General features: G+C 66.4%; 13 protein-coding genes. All 13 read right to left on the bottom strand.

Annotation, left to right across the window (positions count from 1 at the left end; all coding sequences use genetic code 11):
* Window positions 1-19 precede the first annotated feature (19 nt).
* The gene (locus M2390_RS01175) at window positions 20-1,261 is read right to left on the bottom strand and encodes an ABC transporter permease (protein WP_259176458.1); all 1,242 of its coding nucleotides are present in this window, start codon (window positions 1,259-1,261) and stop codon (window positions 20-22) included.
* Window positions 1,258-2,019: an ABC transporter ATP-binding protein gene (locus M2390_RS01170; RefSeq protein ID WP_259176457.1), complete on the bottom strand. Its 762-nt coding sequence runs from the start codon at window positions 2,017-2,019 to the stop codon at window positions 1,258-1,260. The genes M2390_RS01175 and M2390_RS01170 overlap by 4 nt, the downstream gene beginning before the upstream one ends.
* Window positions 2,019-3,077 (bottom strand): efflux RND transporter periplasmic adaptor subunit, encoded by a 1,059-nt coding sequence (locus tag M2390_RS01165; protein WP_259176456.1) that lies wholly within the window; start codon window positions 3,075-3,077, stop codon window positions 2,019-2,021. The genes M2390_RS01170 and M2390_RS01165 overlap by 1 nt, the downstream gene beginning before the upstream one ends.
* Window positions 3,078-3,299: 222 nt before the next feature.
* A complete protein-coding gene (locus M2390_RS01160; protein ID WP_259176455.1) occupies window positions 3,300-4,988 on the bottom strand; it encodes a ribonuclease J in 1,689 nt (562 codons plus the stop codon).
* Between the two features lie 73 nt (window positions 4,989-5,061).
* Entirely contained in the window at window positions 5,062-6,078 is a 1,017-nt protein-coding gene (dapA, locus tag M2390_RS01155) for a 4-hydroxy-tetrahydrodipicolinate synthase (RefSeq protein WP_396822325.1), read from the bottom strand.
* Between the two features lie 30 nt (window positions 6,079-6,108).
* Window positions 6,109-7,704 (bottom strand): hypothetical protein, encoded by a 1,596-nt coding sequence (locus M2390_RS01150; RefSeq protein ID WP_259176453.1) that lies wholly within the window; start codon window positions 7,702-7,704, stop codon window positions 6,109-6,111.
* Between the two features lie 70 nt (window positions 7,705-7,774).
* Window positions 7,775-8,794: a hypothetical protein gene (locus tag M2390_RS01145; protein WP_259176451.1), complete on the bottom strand. Its 1,020-nt coding sequence runs from the start codon at window positions 8,792-8,794 to the stop codon at window positions 7,775-7,777.
* A gap of 108 nt (window positions 8,795-8,902) precedes the next feature.
* Window positions 8,903-10,192: an acyl-CoA dehydrogenase family protein gene (locus M2390_RS01140; protein ID WP_259176450.1), complete on the bottom strand. Its 1,290-nt coding sequence runs from the start codon at window positions 10,190-10,192 to the stop codon at window positions 8,903-8,905.
* Window positions 10,192-11,568 (bottom strand): LLM class flavin-dependent oxidoreductase, encoded by a 1,377-nt coding sequence (locus M2390_RS01135; RefSeq protein ID WP_259176449.1) that lies wholly within the window; start codon window positions 11,566-11,568, stop codon window positions 10,192-10,194. Before M2390_RS01135 ends, M2390_RS01140 begins: the two co-directional genes overlap by 1 nt.
* 29 nt (window positions 11,569-11,597) lie before the next feature.
* Window positions 11,598-13,298, bottom strand: coding sequence for an ABC transporter ATP-binding protein (locus M2390_RS01130; protein WP_259176448.1), 1,701 nt, complete (start codon window positions 13,296-13,298; stop codon window positions 11,598-11,600).
* Window positions 13,295-14,161, bottom strand: a complete 867-nt coding sequence (locus tag M2390_RS01125; RefSeq protein ID WP_259176447.1) for an ABC transporter permease — start codon at window positions 14,159-14,161, stop codon at window positions 13,295-13,297. The genes M2390_RS01130 and M2390_RS01125 overlap by 4 nt, the downstream gene beginning before the upstream one ends.
* The gene (locus M2390_RS01120; RefSeq protein WP_259176446.1) at window positions 14,158-15,225 is read right to left on the bottom strand and encodes an ABC transporter permease; all 1,068 of its coding nucleotides are present in this window, start codon (window positions 15,223-15,225) and stop codon (window positions 14,158-14,160) included. Before M2390_RS01120 ends, M2390_RS01125 begins: the two co-directional genes overlap by 4 nt.
* A complete protein-coding gene (locus tag M2390_RS01115) occupies window positions 15,225-16,856 on the bottom strand; it encodes an ABC transporter substrate-binding protein (protein WP_259176445.1) in 1,632 nt (543 codons plus the stop codon). The genes M2390_RS01120 and M2390_RS01115 overlap by 1 nt, the downstream gene beginning before the upstream one ends.
* Between the last annotated feature and the right edge of the window lie 194 nt (window positions 16,857-17,050).

Raw genomic sequence — 17,050 nt, 5'->3', positions numbered from 1 at the left:
GAATATCGCTCCAGCGGCGCTAGTAGCGCAGGGCGTCGATCACCTTCACCCGGGTCGCGATGATCGCCGGGATGAGGCCGGCCAGGGCCCCGACGATGGTCGCCGCGACCATGCCGGTTACCGCGGCCCCCACCGGGAAGGCCGGTGCCCCGGTGCCCACCGCACCACCTGTAAAGATCCCGTAGACGGCGGGGATGCGCATGATCAGGATCGCGATCATCACCCCGACAAATCCGGCCACCACCGTGGCGACCACGCTCTCCATCATGACCGAGAAGAACACCCGACCGGTGCTCGCCCCGAAGGAGCGGCGCACGCCAATCTCGCGCACGCGCTGGCGCACCGAGACGATCGCGATATTCACCAGGCCCAGGGCACCAAGGATCAGAATAATCGCACCGATTCCCAGCGAGAGCAGGCGGAAAATCACCGTGGGATCCTGGCTGGGGTCCATCCCACCCTGGTTGTTGTTATACACATTCACGCTGAAATCGGTGCCCAGGGCGGAACTCATCGACTGCTCGATGCGCTTGCCCAGCTCCTCACCGATGTCCTGCGGCACCCACATCTGATACCGAATGCCGCTCGCCGTACTCACCACATCCGTCTCCGACGCCACCTGGCGATAGGAGGATGTCAGCATCATGGCCTCGGGCATCATGCCCTCGAAGAGCGGACCGTCATACACGCCGATGATTACCAGGCGCGCATTACCCAGCCCCGGGCTCACGATGGTCGGGTGGGTTCGCAGATCCGGGCTTCCGAGCGCCTGATGGAACGAGCGGCTCACCACGATCGCCGGTGCCAGCCGTTGGGAATCCCCGGGGGCGAACCAGCTGCCCTCAAGCATGCGTGTGTGCCGCATCGTTGCGTACGGCTGATCAACGATTTGCAGGCTCACCTCCTGCGCACCATCGCTGAATCTCATGCGTGCGGTGGCGTTGGCCTCACGGGTGGCATAGCTCACATCCGATCGATCCATCACCGCAAACCACGCGTCTTCGATCTGTTCTACCTGATCGAGGCGCAGCTCCCCCTTGGGCATGGCGTTGAGATCCAGGGTGGTGGGACGCCCCATATAGGTTTCCATCTGTTCAACCACCGTGCGCTGGGCGATGTCGGCAAAGGCCATCGACACCGTCAGTGCGGTAACCGCCGCCGCAACCCCCACCAGGGAGAGCAGGACGCGCCCACGGTGGACACGGACCTCCTGGGCGGCGTCGGAGAAGGCTCCGACGATGCCCGCAAAAAAGCCGTTCATGCGTTTTCCTCCGGCGTTGCCACGATCACGGGGGCGGCGAGGGTCGCCGGTGCGGCCGAGGCCGCCGCGGGGACCGGCTGATCGGGGGTGAGAATGCCATAGTCCAGGCGGAAGTGGCGATCACTGCGCTCGGCGATGGCCGCGTCGTGGGTGATGGTCACCAGTGATGCACCGTCCTCGCGGACAATCTCATCCATCAGGGCCATGACACTGTTTCCGGTTTCCAAATCCAGGGCGCCGGTGGGCTCATCCGCGAGGATCAGCCGCGGGCGACGAACCAGCGCGCGGGCGATGGCGACGCGCTGCTGCTCACCACCGGACAGGCTGCCGGGCAGCGAGGCGAGTCGATGCCCAAGTCCCACCCGCTCCAGCATCTCGGAGGCGATTCGGGTGCGACGCCAAAACTCGGTTCCGTGTGAGTACATCAGCGGCATCAACACGTTTTCCAGCGCCGTGCGTCCCTCCAGCAGGTTGAACTGCTGAAACACGAAACCCACGTTGTTCCCGCGCAGCCGATCCCGGCGACGCTGTGACAAACGGGACACATCGGCCCCGTCAAAGTGCAGGATTCCGGTTGTCGGATTGTCCAGCAGACCGAGGATGTTCAGCAGGGTGGACTTTCCCGATCCGGAACGTCCGACAATCGAGACCCGCTCCCCCGGGTTAACCGTGAGGCTCACATCGTGCAGGATCGGCAGGACCGTATCATCGGGCAGGCGCACCGCACGGGTGACCCGCTCCAGGTGCAGAAGACTCACTATCCCTCCTGCACGGAGGAGCAGACAACGCTACCATCGGGCTGTTCAATGCACTCCTCGCCACCACCGTTGCCGCCACCCGGGTTTGTGGGGTCCTCCACCGGAATGAACTCCAGTACGCTGTCACCCTCGGCGAGTCCCTCGGTGATCTGAACCTGACGGCCATCGTTGAGACCCAGCTTGACGTCACGCTTTTCCTGGGTGCCATCGGCGGTTACGATCCAGACGGAGCCTCCCTGGGAGCTGCCCTTGACCGCTGTGACCGGCAGCAGAAGTGCGTTCTCGGCGGATCCACCGGGCAGCATCAGCTTGCCGCCGAGACCGGCGAAGACGCGTACGTCACCGGGCACCGCGCAGCGCACGGTGGGACCGCCGGGGGTCGCCCCCGAACCCGGGTTGTCCGGGGTGCTCGACTGTCCCTCCAGCGGGGTGATGATGCGCAGGGCGGTGCAGGTGAACTCATCCGGTCCACCGGTTACCGAGACGCGGGCCTCGGTGGGCTCCTCGGTCAGTCGGAACCGCTGTGCGGGCTCGATCGTCGCGGTGACCGAGAAGGTATCGGGGGCGATCTGTGCGACCGTGTCTCCGATGGACACCGACTGGCCAACCACCATCGGCAGCGAACTCACGGTTCCCGCGGCGGGTGCGGTGACCTGCGCCGTGCGGTACTTGGTCGGCGGTGTGGTTGTGGTGACATTACCCTCGGCATCGGTGCGGGTCACCGGTTCCTGCTCGATCTCCTTGCGGACGGTCGCGATAACCGCCCCGGCACTCACCCGTGCTCCCTCCTTCACGTGCAGCTCGGCAACCTCGCCGGCCAGCGTCCCACGAGCGGGAATCGCGGGATCGGCAACTACCGTGGCTGCCAGTTCGATCTGGTTGGCGATGTTGCCCGTGACCACGCTGACCACCTGGTCGTCGATGTTGCCCGAGGGAGCGACGGCCTCGTTCCCGGCCGCCTTATCTGGGAAGAAGGCGACCTTCACCAGCGCGATGGCGATGACCGCAAAAATGACAATTCTCAGGCTCGGAAAAATCCAACGGCGCCAGACGCCCACGGCAACTCCTCAAGGTAATGCCCCACCCCAGTGGCGAAGCGACGGCCAGGCTTAATCTACGCGGCCGGTCTTTCCCCCATGGCATACCTGGTATTCATTTTCGAAAATAGCAGCACCCGCCAGCCAGCGAACGACGCCGCGCGGTTACCGCGACACCCCCAAAACGCGGCACGGGCGGGCACCCTCCGTGGAGAGTGCCCGCCCGTGGCGAGAAAGCCGGTGTTACTTCGCCGAACCGGCGTCAACCACCAGCGGAACGATCATCGGACGACGACGCAGCGAGGTTGCGACCCAGCGCCCGGTCGTGCGGCGCACGATCTGGCTTAGGGCGTGCGTGTCGCGGGTACCGTTGGAGAGGGCATCGTTGAGTGCCTGAACCAGCTTGGGACGCACCTTGTCGAAGACGCGGGCGTCCTCGGCGAATCCGCGAGCGGAGATCTGCGGTCCGGAAAGGATCTTTCCGTTCTTCAGGTCCACGGCCACCACGATGGAGATGAAGCCCTCCTCGCCGAGCACGCGACGGTCATGCAGGTCGTCCTCGGTGATCTCGCCGACGGTCTTGCCGTCCACGTAGACAAACTTGAGGTCGAGCTGGCCGACCACCCGGGCGACTCCGTCGCGCAGGTCCACCACCGTGCCATCCTTACCGAGGATGGTGTTCTTCTCGGGCACACCGGTCTGGTTGGCCAGCTTGCCGTTGGCAAACAGGTGACGGTGCTCACCGTGAACGGGCAGCACGTTCTTGGGCTTGAGGATGTTGTAGCAGTACAGCAGCTCCCCGGCCGAGGCGTGACCCGAGACGTGCACGCGGGCGTTGCCCTTGTGGACGACGTTGGCGCCGAGCTTGGTCAGCCCATCGATGATGCGGTAGACGGCGTTCTCGTTACCCGGGATCAGGCTCGAGGCCAGGATCACGGTGTCGCCCTCGCGCGGCTCAACCTGGTGGTCACGGTTGACCATGCGGCTGAGCACGGCCATCGGCTCACCCTGCGAACCGGTGGACATGAAGACGATCTTGTTGTCCGGCACGCCGGCGGTCTTCTTGAAGTCGATCAGCACGCCATCCGGCACCTTGAGGTAACCCAGCTCGGCGGCGATGGTCATGTTGCGCACCATCGAGCGACCCAGCAGCGCGACGCGACGGCCGTTCTGGTGTGCGGCATCCAGAACCTGCTGCACACGGTGCACATGGCTCGAGAAGCTGGCCACAACCACCTTGCCGGGGGTCTTGGCCATCACCGAGGAGAGAACCGGGCCGATCTCGCGCTCGGGCGAAGTGAAGCCGGGGACCTCGGCGTTGGTGGAGTCGGGCAGGAACAGGTCCACACCCTCCTCACCCAGACGGGCGAAGGCACGCAGGTCGGTGATCCGGCCATCCAGCGGCAGCTGATCCATCTTGAAGTCACCGGTCACCAGGACGTTACCGGCGACGGTGCGGATGAAGACCGCAAGGGCGTCGGGGATCGAGTGGTTGACCGCGACGAACTCCAGGCCGAACGGACCCAGCTTCTCGGTCTCGCCCTCCTTGACGGTCAGGGTGTAGGGCTTGATCCGGTGTTCCTTGAGCTTCGCCTCAACCAGGGCGAGGGTCAGGCCGGAGCCGATCAGCGGGATGTCCTGACGCAGACGCAGCAGGTAGGGGACGGCACCGATGTGGTCCTCGTGGCCGTGGGTGAGCACAACGCCCACCACGTCCTGAAGACGGTCCTTGATCGGGCCAAAATCGGGCAGGATGACGTCGACACCGGGCTGGTGCTCCTCGGGGAAGAGCACGCCACAGTCGACGATCAGAAGCTTGCCATCGATTTCGAAGGTGGTCATGTTGCGACCGACCTCACCAAGTCCGCCGATCGGGGTGACCCGCAGGGTCCCCTTCTTGAGCTTCGGCGGGGTGTAGGCGGTTACGGGCATACGCCCTCCTTATCAGGCAGCGGTGTTATTCCGCGGCCATGTTGTGTATTGCGATGCAGTGCAGCTTGGCGAACTAGCGCGTCGTGCCGTGCACCTTCGGGAGTGCGCCACCGGCCGCAGCATTACGGTCGGGGCGGAAGTTGCTCAGGTCAACACCGGGAATGGTGCCCACCAGAGCGAGGTCGTCTTCGATCTTGGCTGCCTCGAAGTCTTCGGGGCCAACCAGGGGCAGGCGGACGCGGGCGCTGTCGATGCGTCCGAGTCCCTGCAGGATGTACTTGGCCGCAACCGTGCCGGGCACGTGGGTCATCACGGCGCGCACGAGCGGTTCCAGGCTCTTGTGTGCGGCGGTTGCGGTGGCCAGGTCGCCGGCGTTGACGGCATCGACGATCTGACGGTAGGGGGTGGCGGCGATGTTGGCGGTCACGCCGATCAGGCCCGAGGCCCCGATCGAGAGGTGCGGCAGCGCGTTGGCGTCGTCTCCGGAAAAGTAGAGCAGGTCGGTCTGGTTGAGCACACGGCTCACCTCGGAGAAGTCACCCTTGGCGTCCTTCACGGCGAGGATGTTGGGGTGCTTGGCCGCCCGCAGAATGGTGTCGTAGGTGATCTGGATGCCGGTACGGCCGGGAATGTCGTACAGGATAACCGGGAGGTCGGTGGCGTCGGCGATCATCCGGAAGTGGGTGAGCACACCGGCCTGGGTGGGCTTGTTGTAGTACGGGGTCACGATCATGACACCGTCGGCGCCGGCCTTTTCGCTGGCCTTATAAAGCTCGATCGCGTGGGCGGTCTCGTTGGAGCCACCACCGGTGATGATCTTCGCGCGGCCGTTCGACACCGAACGTGCCACCTCAACCAGGCGCAGCTTCTCGGCGTCGGTCAGGGTCGAGGTCTCCCCGGTGGTTCCGGTCACCACGATGCCGTCGGCACCCGCGGTGATCACATCGTCGATGTGCTTTTCGACACCGGGCCAGTCGACCTCACCGTCTGCGGTGAACGGGGTGACGAGCGCGACGAGGACCTGACCGAAGGGGTTTTCAACGTTAGACACCCCTCCAGAGTACCGGCAACTGGGCGCTGTATGCACCATTGGCGACATACGTCCGCACGAATTACTCAGCTAGCGGGCGGACACGCAGATGCTACTCATCCCCAACAGCACGTGGTCGTAGAGCTGCTGGGCGCGCAGGTTCTGGCCGATTCCCACGCTCGAGCGCACACCGTAGAGGTGATCCACCTTGAAGACGTGCAGGTTGTGCCCGGCGGCATTCCACACCTGGCCCACCTTGACCAGGGCCAGCGCATTGGCCCGCAGATTATCGGCACCGGCGCTCAGGGTGTCGGAGTTCCAGACGTAGCTGACGCCCTTGCCCTCGGCACAGGACACCGTCTGGATATCGGGTTTCGGATCCGCCGCCGGATCCACGGCCCGGGCGCTGGACTGCACCAGATCGGCAAACCGGGTATGCAGGTCATCGGGATCGATTCCGGGAACCAGGGTGCCATCGGCGACCTGCGCCTCGTCATAGTGCCGCTCGGTTCCGGGCTTGGACTGAGCCTCATCGAGCACGCTGGAGCGCGAGCCCGAGATGTTTTCCGGGTCCGCGGACGGGGCGGGTGTGGATTGTTCGTCGTAGACCCCCGGCGCGCTTCCCGCCGAGAACATGGCCGGTGCACTCTGGCGCGCGGAGGGTTCGGTGTGGAAGCTCAGCGGAACGATGATCAGCGCCAGCAGAGCCGACATCACCAGGAATGCCGCGGTTCCGGCGGTCCGACGGGCCAGCAGCGCCAGCAGGGCGGCCACCAGCACGATCAGCGCCAGCATACGCACCGGGCTCAGATCGATCAGCGGCACCGTCGCGGGCGTCGTGTCGATCAGATCCAGACCCACCAGCTCGCGCGTGGCCACCCGTTGGAATCCAACCCAGGCGGCCGCCCCACAGAGCAGCGCCAGGAAGATCAGGGTGCCCGAGGCGAAGGTGCGCACCGCGAGACCGGGGACCGCGCCACGACGATCACGCCCGGCGAGAATCCCCGCCCAGGCAAACAGCCCCACAAACAGGAAGGGCGCGATCGCGTACCCGGGCGTCAGCAGAAGGAACGCATAAAACGACATCGGTGCGGCGAGCGTGGTACACAGCAGGGCCGCCACCAGCAGGGCAACCAGCACCAGGATCGAACGTCCGGCAATGCGCCGCGTGGCGGTATCGGGAAGCCGGGTCGCGCGGCGATAGGCCAGACCGACGAGGGTCCAGATCACCACGGCGATGACCAGCGAGACGATCGCCCGCCGGCTCGGATGTCCCGCCCCCACGGTGGTGACCACCGGAAGCACCAGATACGGGGTTGAGACGGCCAGACCGAGCGCGAGCGTGGTCAGCGGCACCAGCGGGGTAAAACCGCCGCGGCGGCGCTCCACGCTGCGCGCGCCCCACACGCTGATGATGGCCCCCAGCACGGTCGCGGGGATCAACACGATGGTGTTGGCGGCGTTATCGGGGAAGGGGGCGTTGGGCTCCACCAGGAAGAGGTCGAGTCCAATCAACGCGCCCGCGAGGACCACCGCGGCGAGTGCGGCAATTGCCGCCGCACGCAGGGCTACTTCACGGTCGAATCGGGCAAGTTCACGCGGATCCGGCGCGGAATCGAGGGGGCCCGATCCGGTGTCCCCGGGGGTCGCGCGAGAGGCGAAACCGGGGGCGGAGATCTCGGGCATGAACACTAGGGTAACCCCGGCGCCTGGATGCTAGCCGGGACATTCCCGTGCGTTCGGTTGTGACCAAAAACTACCCGGCGAGCAGGGTAACCAACCGGATGATTCCCGGGACGATCACGATCACTCCGAGCACGATGGCGATGATGCTGGTTCGTCCGCGCAGCCGCTGACCACCGGGGCCAACCTGGTTGGTTCCGGAGCCCGACTGACCATACCCCTGGATGGTCTGGCCGTATCCGGCAACGGGCGGCGGGTAGCCCGGCACGGGTCCGGGCTGCGGACCGGGCACGCGCGGATCCTGATACCGGGAGGCCTGGCGCGCGGTTTGCGCACCGACCGTGTCCATCACCCGCCACATCCGCACAAACGGGCTCCGGTCTCCGTCCACGAACGGGGTCGCCGAATAGATAAACATCAGGTCGTCAATAATTTCAACATCAAACGGTGCCGCATGGTCAATCAGCAGGGCCATCACATCCGGTGTGAGGATCTGCAAGACGTCCCGCTCATACCCCACCGGTCCATACAGCGTGAAGTAGCGATCAAAATCGCCCTCGAGGGAGAGCCGCTGACTCGCATCCGGTGTGTAGGGCAGATTGGAGAAGCCCAGCTTGTTGTTGGCATGAGCATCGAGCACGATATGCGGAAGCCGTCGATCCAGCTGGAACACCATGTACCCCCAGGTACTCCACAACTCACGGCGACCGGCGGGACTCCCCGAACGACTCAGCACCGGATTGACGTACTGGTTTCCAAACTTGAACCGGAAGTTGCCGATATCGAAGTAGCGCTGGCCCGGCAACGCGTGCACCCGGTCGAAGGCCACGCGGTCGTAACCGGTGTTGAAGATCATGCCCGGATAGTTGATGTTGTTGGTCGCCGGGGTGTAGCCAAAGCCGTTATCCCGGGCAAAGGTGAACATGCGAATGGGGTTGTTGTCCCCGCGATTACGCAGCGCACGAAACAGGGCCCACAGGCCCCAGACAATGCCCACCGAGATCACCAGCTGGATGAAGAACCCCGCCCAGCGGCCGCCCACATCCTCGCCGTTCATCGTCCCCAACATGATCCCCAACAGCGGCATCAGCATCAGGGCCCCCAGCCCGGCGGCGATTCCAAAGATCGCGACGTTATCCGATGCCTTGGCGAAGTATCGGATGTTGTAGGCGCGCTCCCCACACCGAATCGATACCGATCGTTAGGAGGTGGCGGGGGTGGCACCCTCGCCGGTTGCCCAGGTGAAAAGCAGGCCGTCCCCGTTGAGCAGGTCATCCCCCAGGGCTCGGGCCTGATAGATCACCGGATTGTGGGAGGAGAGTACGCGGGCGTTGCGCCAGTGCCGGTCCAGGCCACGCTCGCGCGCCGTGGCCGAGGCACCGCCCACCTCAAACAGTGCGGTGGTCGCACGCAGCACCAGGTCGGGAACCTGAAGCTGCGCGCGGACCGCGGCGGCCTCGGCGGCTCGGATGGCCCGGGTGGACTCCCGGATCGACTCGGGCGTGAGCTCCTGGACGGTCGCCTCACCGCGGGCGGCACCGACCTGGGCCAGATCCGACGCCTCCCCCACGACCGCGGCGGCCGCGAGCACCGCCGATTCGGCGGCGAATACCAGGCCGGAGATCTGCCCGATCACCTGCTGCACCAGCGGATCCTCGCGGGCACTGGTGCCCACCCCCTGGCTGTAGACGCGGGTACGGGAGGCGACGAAGTCCCGGGCGTCTCGCAGTGCCGCCCGGCCCACCCCGGCGATGCTCGCCAGCAGCACGAGTTCCAGGAACCCGGTGATGTGGCTGGGGGTGGACGCGTGGGCCGCATCGATGTGTTCGGGATCGATCGTCACGTCCGTGAATACCGTGGTGCCGCTCCCGGTGAGACGCTGGCCAAACCCGTTCCAGTCGTCGCGGCGATCCACGCCCACGGCGTCGGCGGCAACCGTGACCGAAACCTGCTCGCCGGTTTCGGCGTCGGTCGCGGTCACCAGGATCCAGTCGGCATAGATCGAGCCGGTGCTGTAGTGCTTGGTGCCGTCCAGGCGAGCCCGGCCGTTCTCTCGGCTCAGGGCCGTCTGATAGGTACCCACCGTGGCGGCGGAGCGCTCGTGGGTCGCGTTACCAAACACCGCGCCGCCGGCGATCTGTCGCAGCCAGAACGCGCGGCGCTCGCCTGGTTCGCGCACCAGCCAGGATTCCACCGTGGTGAAGTGAGCACGCAGCAGCTGGGGCAGGTTGGAATCGGCCTCGGCGAGCGCGATCAGCAGCTCGAAGAACTCCACCGTGGTGGCCCCCAGCCCGCCAAACTCCACCGGTACCTGAACCGCCAGGAACCCCGCATCCCGCAGCCATCCGACCTGGTCGAACGGCAGGGTGCGCTCGGCCTCCCGGGTCGCCGACTCGGCGGCAATCCGGGCGAACACCGGCGCGAAGCGTGCGTGCAGATCGCGCCGATGTTCCGCGGCCGCCAGGCGCGCGGCCGCGTGCTCGATCCCCACTACTTGTCCCCGAAGGCACCGCGGTAGGCGGCGGCGGGGTGGGTGTCCGGCAGCTGGCTGCCCTGGCCCGGGAACAGGCGCTCGCGCAGGGTGTGCTCGGTGTACTCGGTGCGGTAGCGGCCGCGCTTTTGCAGCTCGGGCACCAGCAGCTCAACCACGTCGGTGAAGGTTCCCGGGGAGAGGTACTGCACCAGGTTGAACCCGTCCACGCCGGTGACCTCGGCAATCTCCTCGATCCGGTCGGCGACCTGCTCCACGGTTCCCGAGACGAAGAATTCGTCGCCGCGGGGATCGTTGAGCTTGTCGATGATCGAGGTGGCACCGTTGGCCTTGGCGTCACGGGTGTGCTCGGCCTCGGCGGACTCGATGTGTCCGCGTCCCTTATATTCGAGCTTTTCGTTGTTGGCCACGGCCGAGAAGTCGATCCCGGTGCCGCCGCCGAGGTGCACCAGGTACCCGTGCACGTCGCGCAGGGCCAGCACCTCCTCGGTTTTGCGCTTGGCCTCGGCCTCGGTCTCGCCCAGCACGATGTTGATCGAGGCGAGTGCCTTGATCGCGTCGCGGCCGCGGCCCACCTGCTCGGTCAGCTCGCGCAGGTCGGCCACGTTCTTGGCCACCTCGGCGAGCGTGCGCGAGGACACAAACACACCCTCGGCGTTGTTGGCGGCAAACAGCTTGCCGGCACCGGAGGATCCCGCCTGGTAGATCACCGGGGTGCCCTGCGGGCTCGGCTCGGACAGGTGCGGACCATCCACGGTGAAGTACTTGCCCACGTGGCCGATCTCGTGCACCCCGCGCGGGTTGGTGTAGATCGCCCGCTCGCGATCGCGGATGACCGCATCCCGGTCCCAGGAGCCCTCCCACAGCTTGTAGGACACGTCGAGGAATTCCTCGGCCACCTCGTAGCGCACATCGTGGGTGACCTGCTCGCTCAGCCCGAAGTTCTTGGCCGCATCGGGCAGATACCCGGTCACCACGTTCCAGGCCAGGCGGCCCTTGGTCAGGTGGTCGAGGGTCGAGAGGCGGCGGGCGTTGGCGAAGGGCGACTCATAGGTGGTGGCGAAGGTCACCGCGAAGCCCAGATCCTTGGTGGCCGCGGCCATGGCCGGGACGATCAGATAGGGATCGTTATTGGGGATCTGGATGCCGCGCTCAACCGCCGCATCCCGGCTCCCGCGATACACGTTATAGGTGCCCACCACGTCGGCGATGAACATCGCATCAAACAGGCCGCGCTCAAGCAGCTGGGCGGTCTCAACCCAGTACTCGATGTCGGTGTACTCGTGACGGCGGTTGTCGGGGTGTACCCAGAGACCGTGATTGATGTGGCTCACGGTGTTCATTTCGAAGGCGTTAAAGTGCAGCTGCTTGGACATAGAAAAGCTTCCTTGCGGGGATCGGGGATCTAGCGGGTGTGCGGGGGCAGGCTCGGAACGGAGGCGAGCAGGGTCTGCGTGTAGGTCTGACGGGGGTTGGTGAAGACCTCGTGGGCGCTGCCGGTTTCGACCACTTCGCCGTCACTCAGAACCAGAACCCGATCACTCACGTGGTGGATCACACCCAGATCGTGACTGATGAACAGGTAGCTCAGCCCGAAGGCCGTCTGCAGATCGGCGAGCAGGTCGAGGACCTGCGCCTGGATCGAGACATCGAGCGCCGAGACCGGCTCATCGAGCACCAGGATACGCGGTTCCAGGGCGAGAGCGCGAGCAATCGCCACGCGCTGCCGCTGCCCACCGGAGAGCGTCAGCGGGTGCCGGTCGAGCACGGCCGAGGCCAGGCCCACCTGTTCGGCCAGCTCGGCGATGCGCGCCGGATGACCGGCCCGGTCGGTTCCGGCGGCCCGCAACGCATCGCGCAGGATCTTCTGCACGGTGAAGCGCGGGTCAAAGGAGCTCAGCGGATCCTGATGCACCACCTGGATCTCGCGGCGGAACGGAGCCCGTTCGCGCTCACTCAGACCGGTCCAGGCATGGCCGCCGATGGAGACGGTGCCGGCCGTGGGTTCGGTCAGGCCCAGCGCGATCCGCGCGGTGGTGGACTTGCCCGATCCCGACTCCCCGACGATGCCCAGCGTGGTGCCGGTTTCCAGGGTGAAGGACACGTTATTCACCACGGTGCGGGTTATTCCGTCGGGCCCGGTGTAGTCCTTGCGCAGGCCCACGGCCTCGATGGCCGGGGCACTCGGGTCGAGTGTCGCGGCCCGTTCGGTCCGCGCGATCGCGCTCACCGGGGCGGCGGCGGAGAGCCGGGTGCCCTTGGCATGGGCGCGCGGGACCGCGGCGAGCAGCGCCTTGGTGTACGCGTGCTGCGGATCTCCGAACACCTGCTCCACGGGTCCGGATTCGACGATCCGGCCCTCCTTCATGACCGCCACGTCATCGGCCACGGCCGAGACCACGGCGAGGTCGTGGGAGATCAGCAGGACCCCGGCACCGTCGGCCTTGAGCGAGGCGAGCAGGTCGAGAATCTGCGCCTGCACGGTCGCATCCAGCGCGGTGGTGGGCTCATCGGCGATGATCAGTTCGGGATTCAGCGCGGTGGCCTGGGCGATCAGCGCGCGCTGACGCAGGCCGCCGGAGAGCTCCCCCGAACGCTGCCGGGCGCGCAGTTCGGGCTCGGGAACCCCGGCGCGGGTCAGCGCCTCGATCACCCGGGCGTGCCGCTCGGCCTTGTCGCCGAAACGGTGCAGCTTGAGTAGCTCCTCGATTTCGGCCCCGACCGTGCGAAGCGGATCCAGGGACACCAGCGCATCCTGCAGCACGAACCCCACGTGCTTGCCACGGATCCCGCGCCACTGCTTATCATTCAGCTTGCGCACGTCGCGGCCGAGGATCTCGCGTCGGTCGGCGAGCACCCGGGCACCATCACCGCTGAGGCCCAGCAGGCTGCGCGCGGTCACCGTTTTCCCCGAGCCGGATTCGCCCACCAGCGCGAGGCTGCGTCCGCGATCCAGGCTCAGCGAAACATCGTGGACCACGTCCACGCGTCCGCGGCCCACCGCGAAGGAGATGTTGAGGTTCTCGACCCGCAGTAAGGGGGAAGCCGCGGGGGTCTCGGCCGCGGAGGTGTTCGCGGGGTCGGTCGGGGTCAGGATCTGAGTCATCGGGTTACTCCGTCGGTCCGGCGCTGAATGTAGCGTCCCAGTACGGTGGTGACCAGGGCGGTCACGGTGATCGCGAGGCCCGGGAACACGGCGATCCACCAGGCCAGCTGAATGAAGTTGCGACCGTCGGCCAGCATCGTGCCCCACTCGGCGGCGGGCGGCGCGGCCCCCAGACCGAGGAAGCTCAGCGCCGAAGCCCAGACGATCGCCTGACCCACGCCGAGGGTCGCCAGAATCAGCAGCGGGCGCACCACGTTGGGCACAATGGTGTGCCACAGCCGATGCCGAGGTCCCCAGCCCAGCGCCAGGCTGGCTTCCAGATAGCCGGATCCGGCCACCTTGATCGTCTGGACCCGCAGGATCCGCGCGTAGCCCGGCGCGGTGCCGATCCCCACCGCAAACACCAGCGTGGTCACGCCGGTCCCGGCAATCGCGATAAACAGCAGCGCGAGCAGCAGACTCGGGAAGGCGTAGAGAACCTCGATGACCCGGCTGATCACCGCGTCGGTGCGCGGCCCGGACAGGGCCGCGGTAATGCCCAGTAGGCCACCGATGATCAGGCCCACCAGGGTTGCCCCGACACCCACCACGAGCGACTGGCGGGTGCCCTCGATGATGCGGGAGAAGATGTCGCGGCCGGACTGATCGGTTCCGAACAGGTGCTGCGGACTCGGCGGCAGCAGACCCGCCTGCGGATCCACGCCGAAGGGATCATGGCTCTGCAGCAGGCTCGGCCAGATCGCCGCGAGCAGGATGAACGCGAGGATCACCGCCGAGACGATCACGGTGATCGGGGTGCGGGTCAGCTCGCCGAGGAATCGGCCCCGCGGACGCACGGCGGCGGGAACACTCAGGACACTCATGCTGCGGCTCGCTTTCGAATCAGGCGCGGATCCACCACGCGCACCAGGAGTTCCACCAGGATGTTGACCACCACGTAGACCAGCGCGATGAAAAACACCACGGCCAGAACCACCGGGGTATCGCGGGCGACGATCGCATCCACCAGGGAGCGTCCGAGTCCCTGCCGGGAGAAGATGACCTCGGCGACCACCGCGCCGCTGATCAGTGATCCCACCGCCCAGCCCGAGAGCTCCAGGCCTGGCAGCAGGGCGTGGCGCAGCGCGTGCCGGATTCGCACCCCGGTGGTGCTGGCTCCGCGGGCGCGGGCCGAGAGCACGAAGGGCTGATCCAGCGCCTCGGCAAACGAGGACCGGGTGACCTGGGCGAGGAACCCGGCGAGTGGAATCGCCAGGGCGAGGGCCGGGAGCACCAGCGCCCGCAGGTCGGCATTCCCGGCGACCGGGAACCAGCCCAGGGTGAAGGAGAAGACCACCAGCAGGATGATGCCGATCCAGAAAGGCGGGATCGCCGCAAACAGCACCTCCACCGCGTTACCGATCGCGTCGGCCACCCGCCCGCGGCGCACCGTGAGCAGGGTCAGCGCGAGCGAGATCAGCCAGGCCAGCGCAACCGAGGCGAGGGTCAGCTGGAGGGTGGGCCACACCTGGGGTCCCAGATAGTCGAGCACCGGGCGCTTGAAGATATAGGAGGTGCCGAGGTCGCCCCGGAAGACGCCGGCCAGATAGTTGAGGTACTGCTGATACAGCGGCAGGTCCAGGCCGTACTGGGCGCGTACCGCGGCGACGGTGGCATCGCTCGGGGCGGCCCCTCCCCCGCCGAGGATCGCCAGCACCGGGTCACCCGGCACCAGCTTCAGGGCGAAGTAGGTGAGGGTGACCACGGCAAACAGGACGGCGATGGCCCCGACCAGCTGGGCACCGATTCGCCAGACCAGGTTCGGACGTGCGGCGCGGCCCGAGGCGGGTCGAATCGATTCCGCGACCGGGGTCTGCGCCGTTCGAGGGCCCGCTCCGGAGTCCACGGTGTCCGCGGCGTCCGGGACCGGCGAAACGGTGCCGGACACTACTTCGCCACCGCCTGGGCGTCGTAGAGGTAGGGCAGCTTGAGCGAGGGCTCAACATCCACGTGTGTGACCCGATCCTTGCGGCTGGCCAGCTGGGTGCTCTGGTTGTAGAGCGAGAGGCTGATGGCCGCATCGTCGATGATCTTCTGCGCCTTGTTGTACAGCTCGGCGCGGGTGGTGTCATCCGAGGTGGCCAGGGCCTGATCCAGGATGCTGTCGAGGTCCGGGTTGGCATAGCCGGCGCCGTTGGGCACAAATCCTGCCGATTCGCGGGCCGCGCTGGAGAACACGATCCGCAGCACATCGGCGGTGTTGGTGTTCCAGTAGTTCACCCGCAGGTCATAGTCGAAGGTGTTGTTGCGCTTATTCGAGGTGGCATCATCCACGTTTTCGATCTTGACCTCGATGCCCGCCTTCTTCTCGTTGGCCTGGATCTGGGTCAGCAGTTCCACCGTGGCGGCGGGCCAGCTGGTCGGGGTCAGCGGAAGGATTGCGGTCAGGCGGGTGCCGTTCTTGGTGCGGTATCCGGCCGAGTCGCGCTCGGTCCAGCCGGCCTGATCCAGCAGATCGTTGGCCTTTTTCAGGTCGAACGCGTAGGTCTTCTCATAGTCCTTGTCATAGAACCGGGTGACCGAGCTCAGCGGACCGCCGGCATAGGAGGCGGTCCCCAGGAACGCGCTCTTGACGCTGGCCTCGGTGTTGGAGGCGGTGAGGAATGCACGGCGCACGGCCTCATCGTTGAACGGGGCGCGGGTGGTGTTGAGCTGGAGTGAGGTCGGGTTACCGGGACGATCGGTCAGGCTCAGAGCGAGTGAGCCATCGGCCTTGGCCTCGGCGAAGTTCTCCGGCGGCAGGAAGTCGATGATGTCGGCCTCGCCGGTGCGCAGTGCCCCGTAGCGGGTGGCGTTTTCGGGAATGATCTTCCAGGTGATGTTCGCAATCTTTGCCGGACCCTTATTCTTGGCAAACGGCGGCGGGCTGTTGTACCCGTCGTTGCGCACCAGCTTGACCTCCTGCTGCGGGGTGTAGCCGACGATTTTGAACGGCCCGGAACCCACCGGCGAGGCGCAGTTCTCTGCCTGCGGACGCGCCAGGGCGGTGGGCGATTCGATCCCGAGGAATGGCTGGGCCAGGACCTCGAGGAACGCCTGATAGGGCTTATTCAGGGTCACCACGGCGGTGGTCGGGTTTTCCACATCGGTCTTGACATACTGACGCAGGTAGCCTCCGGCGGTGCCGGACTGGGTGGCCGGGTTGACCATGTGGTCGAGGTTCGCCTTGACCGCGGCCGCATCAAACGGGGTGCCGTCGGTGAACTTCACATCATCACGCAGGTGGAAGGTCCAGGTCAGACCATCGGCGCTGGTCTCCCAGCTCTTGGCGAGCCACGGGTGAATCGCGCCCTTATCGTCCTGAGCCACCAGGGAGTCGAGGTACTGGGCGGCAATCGAGGCCTGAGGCATGTCGCCTCCCACGTGTGGGTCCAGGCAGGTGATGTCCTTGCCGGTTGCGTAGGTGATCGAGCCGCCGTCGACCGGAGCGGCATCGCTCGGAGCCGAGCAGCCGGTCAGGGCCAGCGCCGACACCGCGATCAGCGCGGGCAGGGCAAGAAGGGTGGTACGTCGAGACATCGGAGTGCTTTCTGGGGATGACGGGTGTTCCAGGGCGTCGCGAAGGGGGCGCGGCAGGGTGCACAAATCAGCGGTTTCGCGGTGTGATCACGCGAGCGGCTGGGTGGTGCAGCGCAGGGCCCGGGGAGGGGCGGTGCTGCGACAGCGGTGGGGAAACCGCAGAGACGGGTGCCCGGAGCAGGCTCCGGGCGATG

The organism is Mycetocola sp. BIGb0189, from assembly GCF_024810155.1.
Classification (GTDB): Bacteria; Actinomycetota; Actinomycetes; order Actinomycetales; family Microbacteriaceae; genus Mycetocola; species Mycetocola lacteus.
This window is presented reverse-complemented; position numbering and strand designations above follow the sequence as displayed.

Coding starts and splice junctions, on each gene's coding strand:
- M2390_RS01175 (WP_259176458.1), bottom strand. CDS start 1,261: ATGAACGGCTTTTTTGCGGGCATCGTCGGAGCCTTCTCCGACGCCGCC.
- M2390_RS01160 (WP_259176455.1), bottom strand. CDS start 4,988: ATGCCCGTAACCGCCTACACCCCGCCGAAGCTCAAGAAGGGGACCCTG.
- dapA (WP_396822325.1), bottom strand. CDS start 6,078: ATGGTGCATACAGCGCCCAGTTGCCGGTACTCTGGAGGGGTGTCTAAC.
- M2390_RS01150 (WP_259176453.1), bottom strand. CDS start 7,704: ATGCCCGAGATCTCCGCCCCCGGTTTCGCCTCTCGCGCGACCCCCGGG.
- M2390_RS01145 (WP_259176451.1), bottom strand. CDS start 8,794: ATGCTGATGCCGCTGTTGGGGATCATGTTGGGGACGATGAACGGCGAG.
- M2390_RS01135 (WP_259176449.1), bottom strand. CDS start 11,568: ATGTCCAAGCAGCTGCACTTTAACGCCTTCGAAATGAACACCGTGAGC.
- M2390_RS01130 (WP_259176448.1), bottom strand. CDS start 13,298: ATGACTCAGATCCTGACCCCGACCGACCCCGCGAACACCTCCGCGGCC.
- M2390_RS01125 (WP_259176447.1), bottom strand. CDS start 14,161: ATGAGTGTCCTGAGTGTTCCCGCCGCCGTGCGTCCGCGGGGCCGATTC.
- M2390_RS01115 (WP_259176445.1), bottom strand. CDS start 16,856: ATGTCTCGACGTACCACCCTTCTTGCCCTGCCCGCGCTGATCGCGGTG.